The organism is Pirellulales bacterium, from assembly GCA_035533075.1.
In the GTDB taxonomy this organism is placed as follows: domain Bacteria; phylum Planctomycetota; class Planctomycetia; order Pirellulales; family JAICIG01; genus DASSFG01.
This window is the reverse complement of the sequence record DATLUO010000182.1, coordinates 18,409-35,247: the sequence shown is the minus strand read 5'-3', so window position 1 is coordinate 35,247 and position 16,839 is coordinate 18,409. Positions and strand designations below refer to the sequence as shown.

General features: G+C 61.7%; 14 protein-coding genes. 10 read left to right on the top strand and 4 right to left on the bottom strand.

The features are described 5' to 3' along the window. Positions 1–381: 381 nt before the first annotated feature. A complete protein-coding gene (locus VNH11_22545; protein HVA49160.1) occupies positions 382–600 on the top strand; it encodes a hypothetical protein in 219 nt (72 codons plus the stop codon). After that, positions 554–913, top strand: a complete 360-nt coding sequence (locus VNH11_22540) for a type II toxin-antitoxin system PemK/MazF family toxin (GenBank protein ID HVA49159.1) — start codon at positions 554–556, stop codon at positions 911–913. Before VNH11_22545 ends, VNH11_22540 begins: the two co-directional genes overlap by 47 nt. 206 nt (positions 914–1,119) lie before the next feature. Here the strand turns inward: VNH11_22540 and VNH11_22535 are convergent, their stop codons facing one another. Next, on the bottom strand, positions 1,120–1,977 hold the full coding sequence (locus VNH11_22535) for a hypothetical protein (GenBank protein ID HVA49158.1): 858 nt from the start codon (positions 1,975–1,977) through the stop codon (positions 1,120–1,122). Between the two features lie 293 nt (positions 1,978–2,270). Between VNH11_22535 and VNH11_22530 the strand changes: the two genes are divergently transcribed. Both VNH11_22530 and VNH11_22525 read left to right on the top strand, forming a co-directional pair. Then, positions 2,271–2,528: a hypothetical protein gene (locus VNH11_22530; protein HVA49157.1), complete on the top strand. Its 258-nt coding sequence runs from the start codon at positions 2,271–2,273 to the stop codon at positions 2,526–2,528. Next, positions 2,525–2,977 (top strand): hypothetical protein, encoded by a 453-nt coding sequence (locus VNH11_22525; protein HVA49156.1) that lies wholly within the window; start codon positions 2,525–2,527, stop codon positions 2,975–2,977. The genes VNH11_22530 and VNH11_22525 overlap by 4 nt, the downstream gene beginning before the upstream one ends. Here the strand turns inward: VNH11_22525 and VNH11_22520 are convergent. The 3 genes from VNH11_22520 to VNH11_22510 form a co-directional block, all read right to left on the bottom strand. Then, positions 2,974–3,375, bottom strand: a complete 402-nt coding sequence (locus VNH11_22520; protein HVA49155.1) for a helix-turn-helix transcriptional regulator — start codon at positions 3,373–3,375, stop codon at positions 2,974–2,976. The two genes, VNH11_22525 and VNH11_22520, sit on opposite strands and share 4 nt — an antisense overlap. A gap of 9 nt (positions 3,376–3,384) precedes the next feature. Continuing rightward, on the bottom strand, positions 3,385–3,846 hold the full coding sequence (locus VNH11_22515; GenBank protein HVA49154.1) for a hypothetical protein: 462 nt from the start codon (positions 3,844–3,846) through the stop codon (positions 3,385–3,387). A gap of 193 nt (positions 3,847–4,039) precedes the next feature. Next, entirely contained in the window at positions 4,040–4,249 is a 210-nt protein-coding gene (locus tag VNH11_22510; protein HVA49153.1) for a hypothetical protein, read from the bottom strand. 393 nt (positions 4,250–4,642) lie between these two features. Between VNH11_22510 and VNH11_22505 the strand changes: the two genes are divergently transcribed. The 6 genes from VNH11_22505 (at position 4,643) to VNH11_22480 (ending at position 16,822) form a co-directional block, all read left to right on the top strand. After that, complete coding sequence (locus VNH11_22505) at positions 4,643–4,873, top strand: hypothetical protein (GenBank protein ID HVA49152.1); 231 nt, start codon at positions 4,643–4,645, stop codon at positions 4,871–4,873. 92 nt (positions 4,874–4,965) lie between these two features. Further along, a complete protein-coding gene (ruvB, locus tag VNH11_22500) occupies positions 4,966–5,955 on the top strand; it encodes a Holliday junction branch migration DNA helicase RuvB (GenBank protein HVA49151.1) in 990 nt (329 codons plus the stop codon). A 792-nt stretch (positions 5,956–6,747) separates the two neighbouring features. Then, on the top strand, positions 6,748–10,272 hold the full coding sequence (locus VNH11_22495) for a helicase-related protein (protein ID HVA49150.1): 3,525 nt from the start codon (positions 6,748–6,750) through the stop codon (positions 10,270–10,272). 168 nt (positions 10,273–10,440) lie between these two features. Continuing rightward, positions 10,441–11,319: an ATP-binding protein gene (locus VNH11_22490; protein ID HVA49149.1), complete on the top strand. Its 879-nt coding sequence runs from the start codon at positions 10,441–10,443 to the stop codon at positions 11,317–11,319. Beyond that, the gene (locus tag VNH11_22485; GenBank protein ID HVA49148.1) at positions 11,319–13,895 is read left to right on the top strand and encodes a S8 family peptidase; all 2,577 of its coding nucleotides are present in this window, start codon (positions 11,319–11,321) and stop codon (positions 13,893–13,895) included. The genes VNH11_22490 and VNH11_22485 overlap by 1 nt, the downstream gene beginning before the upstream one ends. A gap of 17 nt (positions 13,896–13,912) precedes the next feature. Further along, positions 13,913–16,822: a DUF1156 domain-containing protein gene (locus VNH11_22480; protein HVA49147.1), complete on the top strand. Its 2,910-nt coding sequence runs from the start codon at positions 13,913–13,915 to the stop codon at positions 16,820–16,822. The last annotated feature ends 17 nt before the right edge of the window (positions 16,823–16,839 follow it).

The window sequence follows — 16,839 nt, the reverse complement described above, 5'->3', positions numbered from 1 at the left end:
TTCCACTATGTCAGCTCGGATGCCTTCTCGCGGATCGTTTTTGGCGGTCCAGCACGACACCGCCTATTTTCCCGTGAAAACAGGCGTTTTCATGCCCAGCGTGCGAAGGCCATCGCGGGCGCGAATCTCGTGTAACAAGGTGGAAGCATACTTTTAAGTAAAGAGATCACCTATAGCAGTCTGTCAAAAAAGCCCGGAAATTAGCGGGTTCCCGCCCGCGAACCTTTAGCCGATAAGGGGACTATGGGAATCCAGGCTAGCCCGATATCCGGGCGCCTTGGTAGAATATGGACATGAGTATCAGCATCCACCTGCCGGCTCAAACGGAGTAAAAACTTAGGGAAACCGCTGCGCGCCGCGGCGAGACATTAGAGGCAAACCATGAATCCTAATGAAACCACACCCGTCAAGAGATGGACGGCGGCCGAACTTCGCAAGCTGCCGCCGGCAGAACGAGACGCCATTCTGGAAGCCGCGGCCGCGATGGCCGAAGAGGATTACCGGAACGATCCGGCGTTGACCGCTTTCGAAGCCTTCGGCCCAAACGACATCTATGGCGAAAGTTCCAACACCGAAGCGCGGCGAAATCTGGTTGATTGACTTCGATCCGGCCATCGGGGCTGAACTGCGCAAAATTCGGCCGGCCGTGGTCGTCAGCCTCGACACGATCGGGCGTTTGCCGTTGAGGATGGTCGTCCCGATTACGGATTGGAAGCCGCAGTACGTTAGCTATCCGTGGTTTGTGCATTTGCCGCCCACGCAGTCGAATGGGCTTGCCAAGGACTCCGGCGCGGACGCGTTTCAGACCAAATCCGTATCTGAACAGCGTTTTGTGCGACGCCTAGGCACGACTACGTCGACGGAATTGGATGACATTGGCACCGCCATCGCGCTATGCGTCGGAGCACCCTAAGCAAAGCGGCGACGTGCGAAGCCGGCAGAAAAACGAGGTCCGGGACGGGTCCAATTGTTAGGCTGAGCGGGCCCATGAATCATGCGCTCCGCTGGGATGCACCCAGCGGCGGCGGCTGTTTGCGCGGCGCGCGTTAGCCGGCCAATCACGGCCCGCCGGGCACAGGGCCCGGTCGGGGCCGCGTGCCAAAGCCGTCTAGCAGACGCTCACGGCGTGTCGAGGATTTGTTGCCAAGTAGCCGCCGTGGCCGCCTTGCGGACCATGCGCAGCAGCCGCTCATGGTCCTTAATGTTATCGAGTTTGGATCGCACCGATTCGTTAGCAGTCCCCGGCCTTTCCTCGCCGACCACTAGAATGTCGCCCCGTCGCGCACGTTGCTCGCCTTGTTCAAGGATCATCAGGTAAGTGTCGGATTCTTCCAGCATCTGAACTCCTCCAAAAATGTTGAGTGCCGCGTCTCGGTCAACCCGTAGTCCCGTCAGCAAAAGCGCCGATGTCAACAGCTTAGTCGCCCGTGCCGGCTCCGCCTCTGCCGTCAAACGCTCTGCAAGCCGCTGAGCGACCGCTGTCAAACCGTCCTCTACGGTCGCACCTTCCGCAAGCTGCCCGAGCATGGCCAACGGCGCCAGGCCCAGTTCGCCGGCCAGCAGTTGCTCGGCGGGCCGCTCCCAAAGCCGGACTACTTGATAGCCGAAATCCATTTTACCACGTCCCGGCCGCGGGCTGTACTGCACTGTGCCGTCGGCATTGGGGTGAACGGCCTGCGGACGCAGCAGAACCAAAATTGTATGGACGGGAACGTGGTGCTGCGAGAACAAGAGAGCGTTATCGAGCACGAGGTCGGCGTGCTTCCACGCGGCCGCGCTCGACTGGAACTCGACGTGGACGATCTCGACCAGCGGCTCGCCGATGCCCAGCACCAGGTCGGCCGCCTTCGACACCGCCGAAAGGTCGACGTTCAGCGGTGTCACCGGCGAACTGGTCGGCTCGTCGAACTCGGCCAGAATACCGAGCGGGCATTCGCGCGCCAGATCTTTCAACGTGGCATCAAAGGTCATGGCCATTTGGCTACTCCTCGAGAAACGCGACTTGTCGCCGCTCGCCGGCCGGCGAGCGCGTGCCAGGATTATGCCGCCCAAAAGCGGTTCGCGGAAGCAGCCACGCTGCCGTTCGGTTTTAGGGACTGGCACCGGTCCAATTCTTCGGTTGAGCTTCAACGGCGGCACGCGTTAGCCGCTCCATCACGGCTCGATGGGCGCAAGCCGCGAACATAGCCAGCATGATGTCGCGCACTTGCCGCGGCGAGCCGTTCAATCGTCACTGGCCCGATAACCGGCCGCCTTGCTAGAATGAGGATATGAGCGTAACCATCCACCTGCCGCCTGACACGGAGCAAAAGCTCAGAGACGCCGCAGCGCGGCGGGGGCAGACGTTGGAGGCATATCTGGAATGGCTGGCCACTGTCTCCGCCGCGGCCAATGGCAGTGGTCCGCCGACCCAACGAACGCCCCAAGAAAAAGTTGCCGCGTGGCGCGAGTGGGTAGCAAGCCATGCGTCGAATCCGCACGTGGCCGATGATAGCCGCGAGAGCATGTATGGCGACCGCGGCGAATGAGCATCCTGCTGGACACAAACATTCTGACGCGCAGCAGCGAGCCGCAGCACCCGATGCACCAGCTTGGGGCCGACGCGGTGGCCGCCTTGCTTCAACAGGGCGAAGGAATCTTTCTGGTGCCGCAAAACTTCTATGAGTATTGGAGCGTCGCCACGCGCCCTGCGACGCAGAACGGACTTGGCTTGACTCCATCGCAGGCTGCGGCAGAACTGATTCGTTTCGGTGCCGACTTTTCAGTGCTCGACGACCTTCCCGCTGCGTTTCAAGTGTGGCAGCAACTTGTCGTTCAGTATCAGGTCATCGGCAAGAACGGGCATGACGCGCGACTCGTCGCCGCGATGCTGGTCCACGGCGTTGACCGCTTGCTGACCCTCGACCTGCACCTCGAAAGCGTGGCCAAATTGAAAACGTGGCCACCAAAAGCGGGCATAGAAAGGCGTCGAGGCTAGACGGCTGGCTTTCTCTTTCGTGGAGTGCTTTTCGGCATATCGACGAGCTGGACGAGCACTTTCTTGCCGAGGCTGTTGGCGTAGCGAAACAGCGTTTCGAGAGTGGGGTTGCTGTTGACGCCGTTTTCCAACCGGCTGAGCGCGCCGACGTCGATCGACATGCGCTCGGCCATTTGCCGCAGGCTGATGCCCGCCTCCTCGCGAGCCTTTTTCAGGGCCGCGGCAGTTTTCATCAGTTCCCAATACTCGGCCTGCTTGATCGGCGGCGTATATTCGCCGCTGGCCACGAGCTCGTCCAGCGACGGCTTTTCCTTTTGAAACCGCGCGCGGACCGCCTTTAGGCGCGCCTGCTCCTCGGGCGTGCGGTCAATCTTCATTTGTCGCCGACGAAATTCCATGTCACACCTCTAGGCTCGCTCTTTGGCGTCGAACGCCGTCACCGGGTAGATTGTCAATGGATCGTCGAGAACGTGCTCCCACACGACCGCCAAGTGCCGGCCCTCCGCCGTATATCCGAAAGTGAGGGGCCGGCCGCTACTGTCGCTCGTCGTTTCGGAGTCGGGATGTCGGAGAACGTGTTCCGCTTCTTCCTTGGTTACGTCGTGTTCCAGCAGATGCTGGACGTTGCCATCAGGATCTTCGTCGAGATCCCAAATGAATTCGATAAAAACCATGGCTGCAACGCTGCCGGCAAACCACATCTCAACTGTTGATCTAAGATACAACACTGCGACGGGATGTTCAATACGAGCATGCGGGGTAGCGGGGCCTTCGCACGCCGCATTAGCCGCCGCTTTCGCCGCCGGTTCAAGCTTCGTCAGAGCCTCGCGATCCGTCACCTCGTCACGCGCACGGATGGAATCTGACACTTTCCGCGAGAATTATGCAACGAGGTGTTTTGGCTGCAAAGCCGTAACCTTCTGTGAAATAAGGACTTGCAGAAACAGAGAAGTAAACCGTACTGGGGGCTACCCGGAGAAGAGCGCAGCGCGCTGCGCCAACGGTCGAGGCAAACGATTCCAGCCGCGCAGCGCGCTGCGCCAACGGTCGAGGCAAACGATTTCAGCCGCGCAGTGCGCTGCGCCAACGGTCGAGGCAAACGATTGGTCGTTTTGAACGACGACGCTGCGCGACCGCTACCAGACCATCCTCTACGGTCGCACCTTCCGCAAGTTGCCCGAGCATGGCCAATGGCGCCAGGCCCGGCTCGCCGACGAGCAGTTGCTCGGCGGGCCGCTCCCAAAGCCGGACCACCTGGTAGACGAAATCCATCTTACCACGTCCCGGCCGCGGGCTGTACTGCATTGTTCCGTCGGCGATGTCGACAAAGTCTTTCGCGATTTGCCGTTGGAGCGCTACCGGGATCGGTCCTCCAGGCCAACCGTGTCGTCGAGGCGGCACCCAGTTCAACGGCCATGTTGGCGATCTGCCGTTGACTATTGGATGCGGCAAGATGAACGCAGAACGGCGCGACACACGTGTCGCATCGGCCCGCCACAAACCGTATGATTCGCGGAGATCGGTGGGCGAAAGTGATCGCGTAGCGGCATAGGCCCCTCCGTTTGGGATTATTGCAGCATGGCTCGCGCGGCTGGTCGAAGGTTGAAGCAGAAGCTACGATAAAGGTCTTGCGGGCACCAAGGAAACGTCGCTGGAGATCCGACCATGCTTCGCGCCGCCGAGACCGACGTGGAATCCAAGCCGCCTCGGCTCAATGCGGGCGATCATCTTGACCAGCCCACGTTCCACCGGCTCTACGAGGCCATGCCGCCTGGTTTCCGGGCGGAACTCATCGGGCCCGGCAACGACGCGATGCTTTTAGAAACCGTTCAACGCGGCCTGGCACCGCCTGAGCATGCGGCGTTTGTGGAAAAGCTTCAGTTACATCGCGGCTGAACCTTTGGCCGCATCACGGAGGCACTTTGGCCCGCGAACCCATTCTGAAACACGACGACGCCGACGATTCCGCGGCACTCCCAGCCGCCGCTCTGCCGGAAGCGGACGACGATCGCGACCTGCGGCCGCAGCGGATGCGCGACATGATCGGGCAGCGGGAGGTTTTTGCGCGAATCGAAATCGCCCTGGATGCCGCTCGAAAGCGGCGCGAGACGCTGGGCCATATTCTCTTCGACGGCCCGCCGGGACTGGGCAAGACCACCTTCGCCACCGTGATTCCGCGCGAGCTGGGCGTGACGCTGCAGATCGCCAGCGGGGCGGCGATGACGGCCCCGAAAGACCTGATTCCTTACCTGACGAACGCCGAGCAAGGCTCGGTGCTGTTCATCGATGAGATTCACCGGCTGCCCAAGGCGGTCGAAGAGTTCCTCTATCCGGCCATGGAAGATTTTCGCATCGATATCACGCTGGGCGAAGGCGTGAATGCCCGGACGATCAACATGTCGTTGCGGCCCTTCACGCTGATCGGGGCGACGACGCGCACCGGCCTGTTGTCGGCGCCGCTGCGCGACCGGTTCGTGATGCGCGAGCACCTCGACTTTTACACCGTCGAGGAGTTGGCCGAGATCGTGCGCCGCAATTCGGGCAAGCTCGGCTGCCGCATCGAGCCGACCGCCTGCACGGAGATCGCCTCGCGCAGCCGCGGCACTCCCCGGCTGGCCAACAATCGCCTGCGCTGGGTGCGCGACTATGCCACCAGCAAGGCCGACGGGCACATCACGCTCGCCTTGGCCCGATCGGCGCTGGAAATGCAGCGCATCGACGCGCTCGGACTCGACGGCCAGGACCGCCGCTATTTGGAAACGATCGTTCGCGTGTTTCACGGCGGGCCGGTGGGCGTGGAGGCGGCGGCCCACACGATGAACCTGGCACCCGACACGTTGGTCGACGAAGTCGAGCCGTATCTGCTGCGCAGCGGCCTGGTGATCCGCACACCTCGCGGCCGCAAAGCCACGCCCGCCGCCTACGAGCACCTCGGCCTCGAGCCGGGAGAAGTCGATTCGCAGGGGCGGCTGTTCTAGACGTCCGAACTGCTGAACTGCGGCGTGCGTTCTCGAACATGATGCGGCAGGCTAACATGGAAGTGGAACCTCAGTGTCGAGGAGACGACCATGAGAAGAATTGCAGGGGACGCATTGCTAATGACTGATCCTACCATCGGAACAAAAACCGAGTACGGTCTTACCGGCAAGTTCGTCGATTTTCGACGATTTTGCACATGCCCGACCGGGTCTCACCCGAGCGCAGGCGACACGTTTGTCGCGTCCCACGAGGTACGCGGCCAATCCTCTGTACGCAATCCCGGCGCGCCGGGATGCCGTTCCGCCGAATTGAGCGATTCGGTCTTTGAGCACTTTGAGCGCAGGCTGCACGGATCGGCTGGCGCGTGCAGGCAAAAGCGCCGCGCGCGGCGCTTTCCTTAACAAAAGCGACACGCAAGCGAGCGACCAAAGCAAGCCAGTGTGTCGAAGTCTCGGCGTTGATCGCCAGCCGCTGGAGAATCGGTCGCAACTCCGCGGAAATCGCCTCCGCGCCCGTTGGGGGCCGCCGCGCGGCTTAGGCTTGGAAGCCGCCGGGATGCGGATCGTGTCGCCCTGGGGTGACCACGATCTTGCCGCTTGACTCTTGAGGCTCAGGGATCGGTGTCTCGCTTTGCGCGTATGATATTGGGCCTGCGAGCCTAGAATCGATTTTGCCTCTGGGCACCGTGGGTACGGCACCTTGAGCCGTCGCGCCCGGCGTGCGATATTTAAGGCAGCGCAGGCAAGGCATTGGCGCCAAAAGCGAAAAACGCACGGGACCACGACCGACCAATGACGAAACTCGAAGATCTCAAACCTGGTTTGCCGCTGGTCGGTCTGGAGCCGTCGGCGGTGGCAACGGTGGCCGCCGTCGTGCCGATTGGCGACGGCGCAATTCAGGTCTTCTACCGCACTCCCGACGGCGCCACGAAAGAACGCTTGCTCGGCCGCGGCGACGAAAATGACATCCGCGTGGCCACCGTCGAGCGCCCGTGGTCGTTCGACGGCGACGGCGCCGCGTTCCAGCTCACGTGCGAAGCCAAACGCATCGACCTGGCGTTTCTTTTCGATCCGATGATGGCGGTGCATACGTCGAACGTCGAGCCCCTGCCGCACCAAATCACCGCCGTCTACGAGTCGATGCTTCCCAAGCAGCCGCTGCGCTTCGTCCTGGCCGACGACCCTGGCGCCGGCAAGACGATCATGGCCGGTCTCTATGTCCGCGAGCTCATCATGCGGGCCGACGCGCGACGCATTTTGATTGTGGCGCCGGGCAGCCTCGTAGAGCAGTGGCGCGATGAGCTGTTCGAGAAATTCGGCCTCGAATTCCGCATTTACTCGGCGGCGCTGGAAGAGGCGTCGCCCAGCGGCAACCCGTTCGAAGACCATGCTCAACTGATCGTGCGCCTCGATCAGATGTCGCGAAATGAGGAGTTGCAAGAAAAGCTCTGCAATGCCGGCTGGGACCTGGCCGTCTTCGACGAAGCCCACAAACTGGCCGCGCACTACTTCGGCTCGAAGCTCGAAAAAACGGGCCGCTTTCGCTTCGCGGAACGCCTGGGCCAAAACGCGCGCCACCTGCTGCTGATGACCGCCACGCCACACTGCGGCAAGGAAGAGGATTTTCAGCTTTTTCTCTCGCTGCTCGACTCTGACCGCTTTTACGGCAAGTTCCGCGACGGCGTTCACAAAGTCGATGCCTGCGATCTCATGCGCCGCATGGTCAAGGAAGAACTGGTCAAGTTCGACAACACGCCCTTGTTTCCCGAACGCCGGGCCTACACCGTCAACTACCGGCTGTCTGAAATTGAAGCCGCCTTGTATGAGGCCGTGACCGAATATGTGAAGACCGAAATGGGCAAGGCCGACGAACTGCACGGTTCACGAAAGGGTTCCGTCGGCTTCGCGCTAACCGCCCTGCAGCGTCGCCTCGCCTCCAGCCCCGAGGCCATCTACCAATCGCTCAAACGCCGCAGAGAACGGTTGGAAAACCGCCTCCGCGAAGAGAAGCTCGGTATCCGTGGCCGCCAAGCGCTGGCCGAAACGCTGGCGGTCGTTCCCGAGGATGACGACGATCTCAACGCCGAGGAACAGGAAAACCTCGAAGAAGCGTTGGTCGACGACGCCACCGCCGCCCAAACCATCAACGAGCTGGGGGCGGAAATCGTCATTCTTAAACGCCTGGAGCAACAAGCCAAGGCCGTGGTGGCCTCCGGGCAAGACCGCAAATGGGAGGAGCTCTCGACCATTCTGCAGAACGCTCCCGAAATGCGAGACGCTTTCGGCCGGCAGCGCAAATTGATCGTCTTCTCCGAGCATCGAGACACCCTCAACTACCTGCACCAGCGGATCGCCGGAGTGCTCGGCAACCCCGATGCCATCATCACCATCCACGGCGGCACGCATCGCGACGAACGCCGCCGCTTGCAGGCCCTGTTCCGCTCCGATTCCGACGTGCGCGTGCTGGTCGCCACCGATGCCGCGGGCGAAGGCGTCAACCTGCAGTGCGCCAACCTGATGGTCAACTACGACCTGCCTTGGAACCCCAACCGCCTCGAACAACGCTTCGGCCGCATTCACCGCATCGGGCAAATCGAAGTCTGCCACTTGTGGAACCTCGTCGCCAAAGAGACCCGCGAAGGCGACGTCTACCATCGGCTGCTCGAAAAGCTGGAAATCGAAAGCGAGGCACTCAAGGGACGCGTGTTCGACATCCTGGGCGAGGTGTTCGAAGGAACCAGCCTCAAGGAGCTGCTGATTCAAGCTATCCGCTACGGCGACCAGCCCGAGGTGCGCGCCCGCCTGACGCGCAAGATCGACCAGGCGCTCGACCACGATCATTTGAAGTCGCTGCTCGACCGCAACGCCCTGGCCCAAGAGACGATGAGCGCCGAGCGGCTGTATGCCGTCAAGCTGGAAATGGAAAAAGCCGAAGCCCGGCGGCTGCAACCCTACTTCGTGCGCTCGTTCTTTCTCAAGGCGTTCGAGCAGTTCGGCGGTTCGATCTATCCTCGCGAGCACGGCCGCCTCGAAATCACCCATGTGCCCGCCTCCATCCGCGAGCGCGATCGCCGCATCACGGGCCGCAATCGCCGCGAGCTGGAGCCGGTGCTCAAGCGCTACGACCGCGTCTGTTTCGACAAGGAGGCGATGCAGCCACTCGACAAGCCGGGCCTGGCGCGCGCCGTGCTGATGCACCCCGGCCATCCACTCATGCTCGCCGTCAGCGATTTGCTGCTGGAGCAACACGCCAACCTGCTGCGCCAGGGGACGGTGCTCGTCGATCCCGCCGACGCCGGCCACGAGCCGTGGCTGATGTTCTTGCTGACGCACGAGGTGAAGTCGGGCGACGGCCAGGCGCTTTCCAAACGGCTGCAATTCGTGCGCGTCAATCCCGACGGCTCGACTTCGTTCGCCGGTTGGGCGCCGCACCTCGACTTGGAGCCGCTGGCCGATCACCAGCGGCCGCTCGTCAACAACGTGCTCGACGCTCCTTGGATCGCCGCCGATCAGGAGCGGCGGGCCATCGCGCTGGCGGCCGAGACGCTGGTGCCCGAACATTTCCGTGAAGTTTCGGACCGCCGCGTGGCCCATGTCGACAAGACGCTCGCCGCCGTACACGACCGGCTGAGCAAGGAGATCGCTTTCTGGACCGATCGCTGGGTGCGGCTCAAGGAAGACCTGGCGTCGGGCAAAGACGTGCGGCTCAACCTCGAGAACGCCCGCCGCACCGTCACCGATCTGGAAGGCCGCCTGGAGAACCGCAAGAAAGAGCTGCAGTCGATGCGGCACGTGGTGAACGGCACGCCGATCGTCTTGGGCGGCGCGCTGGTCGTGCCGGCGGGCCTGCTGCGGCACGCGCGTGGCGACGACGCCGCAGCGCCCGAGGTCTCCGCCGGCCCCCTCGCGCGCAGCCGTATCGAGCGGCTGGCGATGGAGGCGGTGCGGCGGTATGAAGAAGCCCGCGGTTGCCAGGTCGTCGATGTGTCGCGGGAAAAGTGCGGCTGGGATTTGACGTCGAACCCGCCGGCCCTCGACCATAGGCAAGCCCCCAACCATAAGCAAACAGAGCCTCGCCACATCGAAGTCAAGGGCCGCGCGAAGGGCGCCGCGACGGTCACGGTAACCCGTAACGAGATACTTTATGCCTTCAACCAGGGCGACAAGTTCGTGCTGGCCATTGTGATTGTCGCCGAGGATGACAGCGTCGAAGGCCCCTACTATATTCGCCGACCGTTCGATCGCGAGCCGGGCTGGGGCGTGGCCTCGATCAATTTCGATTTGAAAGAGCTTTTGCTGCGATGCAAGCGGGTATGATGAACAGGGGCAAGCGACCGGATGGCAGCGGAAGGAAAGCAGAACGAAACCATGGCGCGAGCTGACTTAATCACTGACCTTGTCGCGACCGGGATGGCGGGCGATCGCGCAAAGTTTAGAAAAGTCGTCGATGCGCTCATCGCGGAAGAGAGGGCGAAGAACCACTCCGTGCTTGCTGAGAAGCTGCAGGAGTTGGTTGGCGTGGCGCACGCCGGGACAAATCGGGTAAATGGAAGCACTCTGCTCGATAAGAACGTGAGCGCGTTCGTCTTGGAGTTGATTCCCCAGAAGAAGCTGGATGAATTGATTCTGCCCCCGGACGTCGTCACGGTGATTAACGAAGTCGTCTCCGAACACCACCGCGTCGATTTGCTTCGGTCTTACAACCTCGAACCTCGCAACCGGTTGCTTTTTATTGGGCCGCCGGGAAATGGCAAGACCTCGCTCGCCGAGGCGGTGGCCGAGGCGTTGATGGTGCCGCTTCTCCAGGTGCGATACGACGGCATCGTGGGCGCCTATTTGGGCGAAACCGCCGTCCGCCTCCGGCGCCTGCTGGAGTTTGCCAGCACGCGGCGATGCGTCCTGTTCTTCGATGAATTTGAGACGCTCGGTAAGGAGCGCGGCGACACCCACGAAACAGGCGAGATCAAGCGAGTGGTCAGTTCGCTGCTGATGCAAGTGGACGCGTTGCCAAGCCACGTGGTCGTCATTGGCGCCACCAACCATCCGGAACTGCTCGATCGCGCGGCGTGGCGGCGATTCCAAGTGCGAATCGAACTGCCGCAGCCGACGCGGGCCAGATTGGCCGAATGGTTTGCGAGTTTTGAACGGCGCGTCAAGCAGCCGCTCGGCTACCCGCCCGACGCGCTCGCCAAGAAACTCTCCGGAGTGAACTTTGCCGAGGCCGAGGAATTCGGCGCCTCGGTGTTTCGGAAGTTCGTGTTGGGCCAGCCGGACGCGAACATCAAAGCGATCGTCGCTGAAACCCTGAAGACGTGGAAGGCGCGCACCGTCACGTCGATGCTGAACAACGGAGCCGAAGGCTAATGCCAGAGCTTCCGCTCTTGATTTTCCCGCGGCCTCAAACCGCTGACCGTGACAAAGGGCGCGGCGGCGCCCCTGACATACACCGGCCAAGCGTTGGCCGGCAGGGCGAGCGCATTGGCCCAAAACTTGATTCGCTTCAGCAAGCATTCGAAGCTCGTGCCGTTGAAGTTCGGCAAAGCCCGAGCGGAATTGATCCCGAACAGGTTCTCGTGATCGAAACCGTGGGAAGCGTCGATGATTTTGCCAAGGCGGTAGCCAAGATCGACGGACTCGAATGGTTGGGCGAGAACGAGATTGATGAAATCGCGCCGGACGACGACTTCTACGACAAGAAGCACAAGGACAAGCGACTCGGCGGCCGGCTCTATTTGCTGATGAGCAATCAGCAGGGCCTGCGCGAGATGCTCTCCCTATGGGACAACTATAAGCGCGATCCGTCGATGACGTGGCAGCGTGGCCTGACCAAGTTTCGCGACGTGTTCCTGTTGCTTCACGACATTCGACGCTGGGATATTCGCGACCGCTTGGAGGAAACTGGCGCCATCGAGGCGTGGCAAGAAGATCTGCGCGATCGCCCCGACCAGCCGGTGAAGCTGGAGATTGAGCTCTGGTTTCGCGGCAACTTGCCTCAACGAGAAGCCGCGGAAGCAGCGGTCGCGCAGCTCATTCAGCAGTCCGGGGGCAGCGTTCCAGGACGATATGTGCTGCAGGAAATCGCCTACCACGGCATCCTTGCCGAACTGCCGCAGGGCGAGATTGAGCGAATCATCAATCACCAGGCCGTCGAACTGGTAAAGTGCGATAGCATCATGTTCTTTCGTCCCGTGGGCCAAATGGCGACGGGTAAACAGGAAATCGAAGGGGATCCGGAAGATTTGCCGGAACGCGACGAGAAGCCGCTTCCCTCGGGCGCGCCGGTCATCGCGGTCCTTGACGGATTCCCCCTGGAAAAGCACGAACTGCTTGACGGTCGCCTGATCGTCGACGACCCAGACGACTTCGCTCCGGATTGCCCGGCGGCTCGCCGTGTTCACGGCACGTCGATCTGTTCGTTGGTCGTTCATGGAGACTTGAGCGACGGCAACCGCGCCTTGTCCCGGCCGGTGTACGTGCGACCGATCATGAAGCCGGTAAGCTGGCATCACGAACCGTGGCCCGAGGAGCTGCCCCGCGACATGCTGGTGATTGACCTGATTCATCGCGCGGTGCGCAGGATTTGTGAGGGCGACGGAAACCAACCAGCCGTCGCCCCCGCGGTTCGAATCATCAATTTGGCCATTGGCGACCCAAGCCGTCCGTTCTTCCAACTGATGAGCTCGCTTGCGCGTCTTCTTGACTGGCTAAGCCACAAGTACGGTGTGCTGTTTGTGGTGAGTGCCGGGAATCAAACGCACGACCTCGACCTCGGTATCTCCGAATCGGAGTTCCGTGCGCTGGGCGACGCGGAACGCGAGGCGCTCGCTATCAGAAAACTTTACGAAGATGCGAGAAACCGCCGCTTATTTTCGCCAGCCGAGTCGATCAATGCGATTACGGTGGGCGCAACCCATCACGATGGCTCCGGAGCAAACCCGGTCGGACGACTCGTTGAGCTGTTTACGGTACCGCTGCCAAGCCCCATTTCCGCTTTTGGCGGCGGCTATCGTCGGTCCGTGAAGCCCGACCTGACATTCTCGGGCGGAAGGGTTCTTTATAACTACTCACCAACGGGGACCACGCTTTCCTGTTTCCCGCGGCGCAGCGCGCCCGGGCAGTGCTCGGCCACGCCCGGAAGCTTGCCCGGAGACATCCGGAAAACGTTCCATTCCGCGGGAACGAGCAATGCGGCGGCATTGCTTAGTCACCACTTGGGTCGCTGTCACGATTCGCTGGCCACGCTGCTTGAATCTCAGCAGGAGGTTCCCGACGCGACCGCATTCATTGCTCCGCTGCTTAAGGCGATGATCGTGCATGGATGCTCTTGGGATATGTGCGGAGATCGCCTCCACGATGTGCTATCCCCTCACACGGATGGTCGCTCGCTACGGCACTGGAAGAGCCAATGGCTAGGATACGGCGTCCCAGACACGCAGCGGGTGATGCAGTGCGCGGAGCAACGAGCGACCGTCCTTGGCTTTGGTGAACTTGGCGACGGCGCGGCTCACGTGTTTGAGCTTCCGCTTCCTCCCTCGCTTGGTTCTCGCACAGACTGGAGGCGCTTGACGGTTACCGTTGCCTGGCTCTCGCCCGTCTTACCGACAACCCAGAAATATCGCGCAGCCAGTCTCTGGTTTGACGTGCAAGGACCGCGACTTACGCGCGACCGAACGGACGCTGAATGGCACGAAGTACGACGAGGGACCGTCCACCACGAAGTGTTTGAAGGGCGTGACGCGCATGTCATTTCCGACGGGGATTCGCTGTCGATCAAAGTGAACTGCCGTGCCGACGCGGGCGCTCTGGCGCATCCAGTCCCCTACGGATTGGTCGTCTCGCTGGAAGTTTCCGAAGGCGTCGCGATTCCCGTTTATCAGGAAGTGCGCGCACGTATTCGGCCGACCATCGAAGTGCGAACGCGAAACCCACTTGGCAGCTAAGGATGTTTAGCGATCGCATGAACGAACACACCATCGTTTGCCCGAAGAAGCTCATCGAGGTCGCCTTGCCGCTGGACGCGATCAACGCGGCGTGCAGCCGGGAGAAGTCGATCCGGCATGGGCACCCGAGCACGCTGCACCTGTGGTGGGCGCGGCGGCCGTTGGCGGCGGCGCGGGCGGTGATCTTCTCGCAACTTGTCAACGATCCTGAAGACCTCTGGCGATGCCAAAACCCCGGCAAAGAGGCGAACAAGCAGGTCAAAGGCCACTGGGCCAAGGCCCGCGCGCGGCTGTTCGCCATCATCGAAGACCTGGTGAAGTGGGAAAACACGACCAACGAAACGGTATTGGAAAAGGCCCGTGAGGCGATCCGCCAAAGCTGGCGCGAGACGTGCGAGCTCAACAAACATCATCCGCGGGCGGCGGAGCTGTTCGATGCCAACAAGATGCCCGGCCTGCACGATCCGTTCGCGGGCGGCGGCACGATACCGCTGGAGGCGCAGCGGTTGGGGCTGGACGCCTACGCCAGCGATCTGAACCCCGTGGCCGTATTGATTAACAAGGCCATGATCGAGATCCCACCCAAGTTCGCCGGCCGGCCGCCGGTCAACCGCGCCGCGCGTCAAGAGAGCTCGCTACTGAGGCGCGAGTGGAAAGGGGCGCAGGGGCTGGCCGAAGACGTGCGTTACTACGGCAAATGGATGCGCGATGAAGCATTCAAGCGAATCGGCCACTTGTATCCGCCGATCGAGATCACGCCGGAAATGGTCCAAGAGCGGCCCGACCTGAAGCCCTATGAAGGCGACAAGCTGACCGTCATCGCCTGGCTCTGGGCGCGGACTGTGAAGAGTCCCAACCCGGCGTTTTCGCACGTCGACGTGCCGCTCGCCAGCACGTTTATCTTGAGCAGCAAGCCGGGCAAGGAAGCCTACGTCGAACCCGTGATCGGGAAGAGCGGATACCGCTTCACTGTGAAAGTCGGCAAGCCGACCGCCGAGGCGAAAGGTGGAACGACTGCGGGCAAGCGACAAGCATTTCGCTGTTTGATGTCGAATGTTCCGATGGAATATGGTTACATCCGCACCGAAGGCCAGGCGGGGCGTATGCGCCAGAAGCTGATGGCGATTGTCGCTGAGGGAATGCGCAGACGGGTCTACCTTGCGCCAACCGATCAGCACGAGCGTCTCGCGGCGAAGGCGATACCAGTGTGGGCGCCCGAAGCGAAACTGCCCGACAACCCGCGCGACTTCAAAACGCCCAACTACGGCATGACAACATTCGCCGATCTCTTCACGCCGCGGCAGTTGGTGGCCCTGACGACGTTCAGTGACCTGGTTGCGGACGCGCGGGCGCACATCCGAGCCGACGCCCTCGCCGCCGGGATGCACGATGACGATCGCGGGGTCGATGCCTGCGGCACCGGGGCCAGAGCATACGCCGAAGCGGTGAGCGTGTACTTGGCCTTTGGGCTAAATAAGTTGGCTGACAGGGGCTCAAGCTTATGCACTTGGTTCACCGAGAGAGACTCTACGCGGAATACATTCGGCAGGCAAGCGCTGCCGATGACGTGGGACTTCGCCGAATTAAATGTGCTACTCGGCGGGACCGGCAGCTTTTGCGGCGCAATTGACTGGACGGCGGAGAGCATTGAAAACTGCGCAATCGCGGCGGCGGCTAGTGGCACGGCGATCCAAGGGCTCGCGCAATCGCAAGGCATAGGCAACAACCGCTTTTGCTCCACAGATCCGCCTTACTACGACAACATTGGGTACGCCGACCTCTCTGATTTCTTTTATGTCTGGCTACGACGCTCACTTCGCGCAGTCTTTCCAGACATCTTGGCAACGATCGCGGTCCCCAAAGTCGAAGAATTGGTCGCCACCCCTTATCGACACGGAACAAAAGAAAAGGCCGAGAAGTTCTTTCTCGACGGCATGACACAGGTTATGCATCGGCTCGCGGTTAGCGCACACCCCTCCGCGCCACTAACTATTTACTACGCGTTCAAGCAATCGGAGACAGAATCGAAGGATGGAACGTCGAGCACAGGTTGGGTGACCTTTCTCGAAGCCGTCTACCGCGCCGGCCTGTCCCTAACGGGCACATGGCCCATGCGCACTGAGCTCGGCAATCGAATGGTCGGTTCCGGAACGAATGCCTTGGCGTCGTCGATCGTTCTCGTGTGCCGTCCAAAACATCTGGATGCACCAATGGTTTCTCGTCGCGAATTCATTCGCGAGCTCAACGCGGCTTTGCCTCTGGCCTTGGATAGCATGACCCGCGAAAGCGAAGGGCTCCATTCCCCCGTCGCTCCGGTCGATCTCTCGCAAGCCATCATCGGGCCGGGCATGGCGGTGTTCTCCAAATACTCGGCGGTGCTGGAAGCCGATGGCACGCCGATGACGGTCCGCACGGCATTGCAGCTCATCAACCGCTTTTTGGCCGACGACGATTTCGACGCCGATACGCAGTTCTGCTTGCGCTGGTTCGAGCAGCATGGCTGGGAGAACGGCCAGTTCGGCGAAGCCGACGTGCTGGCCCGCGCCAAGGGAACCAGCGTCGAAGGCGTCAAACAGTCGGGCGTGCTGCGCTCCGCGGGCGGACAGGCCCGGTTGCTCAAGTGGGCCGAGTATCCCACCGACTGGGATCCGCAGGCCGACGAGCGTTTGCCCGTCTGGGAGGTGCTGCACCAGCTCATCCGAGTCTTCAACTCGACGGGCGACACGGGCGCGGGATCGGTGTTCGCGGCCGTGGCGCACAAGGCCGAAAGTGCTCGGCAGCTTGCCTACCGGCTGTACACGCTCAGCGAGCGGGCCGGCCGGGCGGAAGACGCGCGGGCCTACAACGAGCTGATCACCTCTTGGACCGGCATCGAAACCGCCGCCGCCAAACAACCCCCCGCCGCCCAACGCGGCCTGTTTGAATAGAGTCAGGACGCCTAAAC

Bases quoted from the DNA above. Each gene is read 5' to 3' on its own strand.
- VNH11_22545 (HVA49160.1), top strand. From the start codon at position 382: ATGAATCCTAATGAAACCACACCCGTCAAGAGATGGACGGCGGCCGAA.
- VNH11_22540 (HVA49159.1), top strand. From the start codon at position 554: ATGGCGAAAGTTCCAACACCGAAGCGCGGCGAAATCTGGTTGATTGAC.
- VNH11_22535 (HVA49158.1), bottom strand. From the start codon at position 1,977: ATGGCCATGACCTTTGATGCCACGTTGAAAGATCTGGCGCGCGAATGC.
- VNH11_22530 (HVA49157.1), top strand. From the start codon at position 2,271: ATGAGCGTAACCATCCACCTGCCGCCTGACACGGAGCAAAAGCTCAGA.
- VNH11_22525 (HVA49156.1), top strand. From the start codon at position 2,525: ATGAGCATCCTGCTGGACACAAACATTCTGACGCGCAGCAGCGAGCCG.
- VNH11_22520 (HVA49155.1), bottom strand. From the start codon at position 3,375: ATGGAATTTCGTCGGCGACAAATGAAGATTGACCGCACGCCCGAGGAG.
- VNH11_22510 (HVA49153.1), bottom strand. From the start codon at position 4,249: ATGGATTTCGTCTACCAGGTGGTCCGGCTTTGGGAGCGGCCCGCCGAG.
- VNH11_22505 (HVA49152.1), top strand. From the start codon at position 4,643: ATGCTTCGCGCCGCCGAGACCGACGTGGAATCCAAGCCGCCTCGGCTC.
- VNH11_22495 (HVA49150.1), top strand. From the start codon at position 6,748: ATGACGAAACTCGAAGATCTCAAACCTGGTTTGCCGCTGGTCGGTCTG.
- VNH11_22485 (HVA49148.1), top strand. From the start codon at position 11,319: ATGCCAGAGCTTCCGCTCTTGATTTTCCCGCGGCCTCAAACCGCTGAC.
- VNH11_22480 (HVA49147.1), top strand. From the start codon at position 13,913: ATGAACGAACACACCATCGTTTGCCCGAAGAAGCTCATCGAGGTCGCC.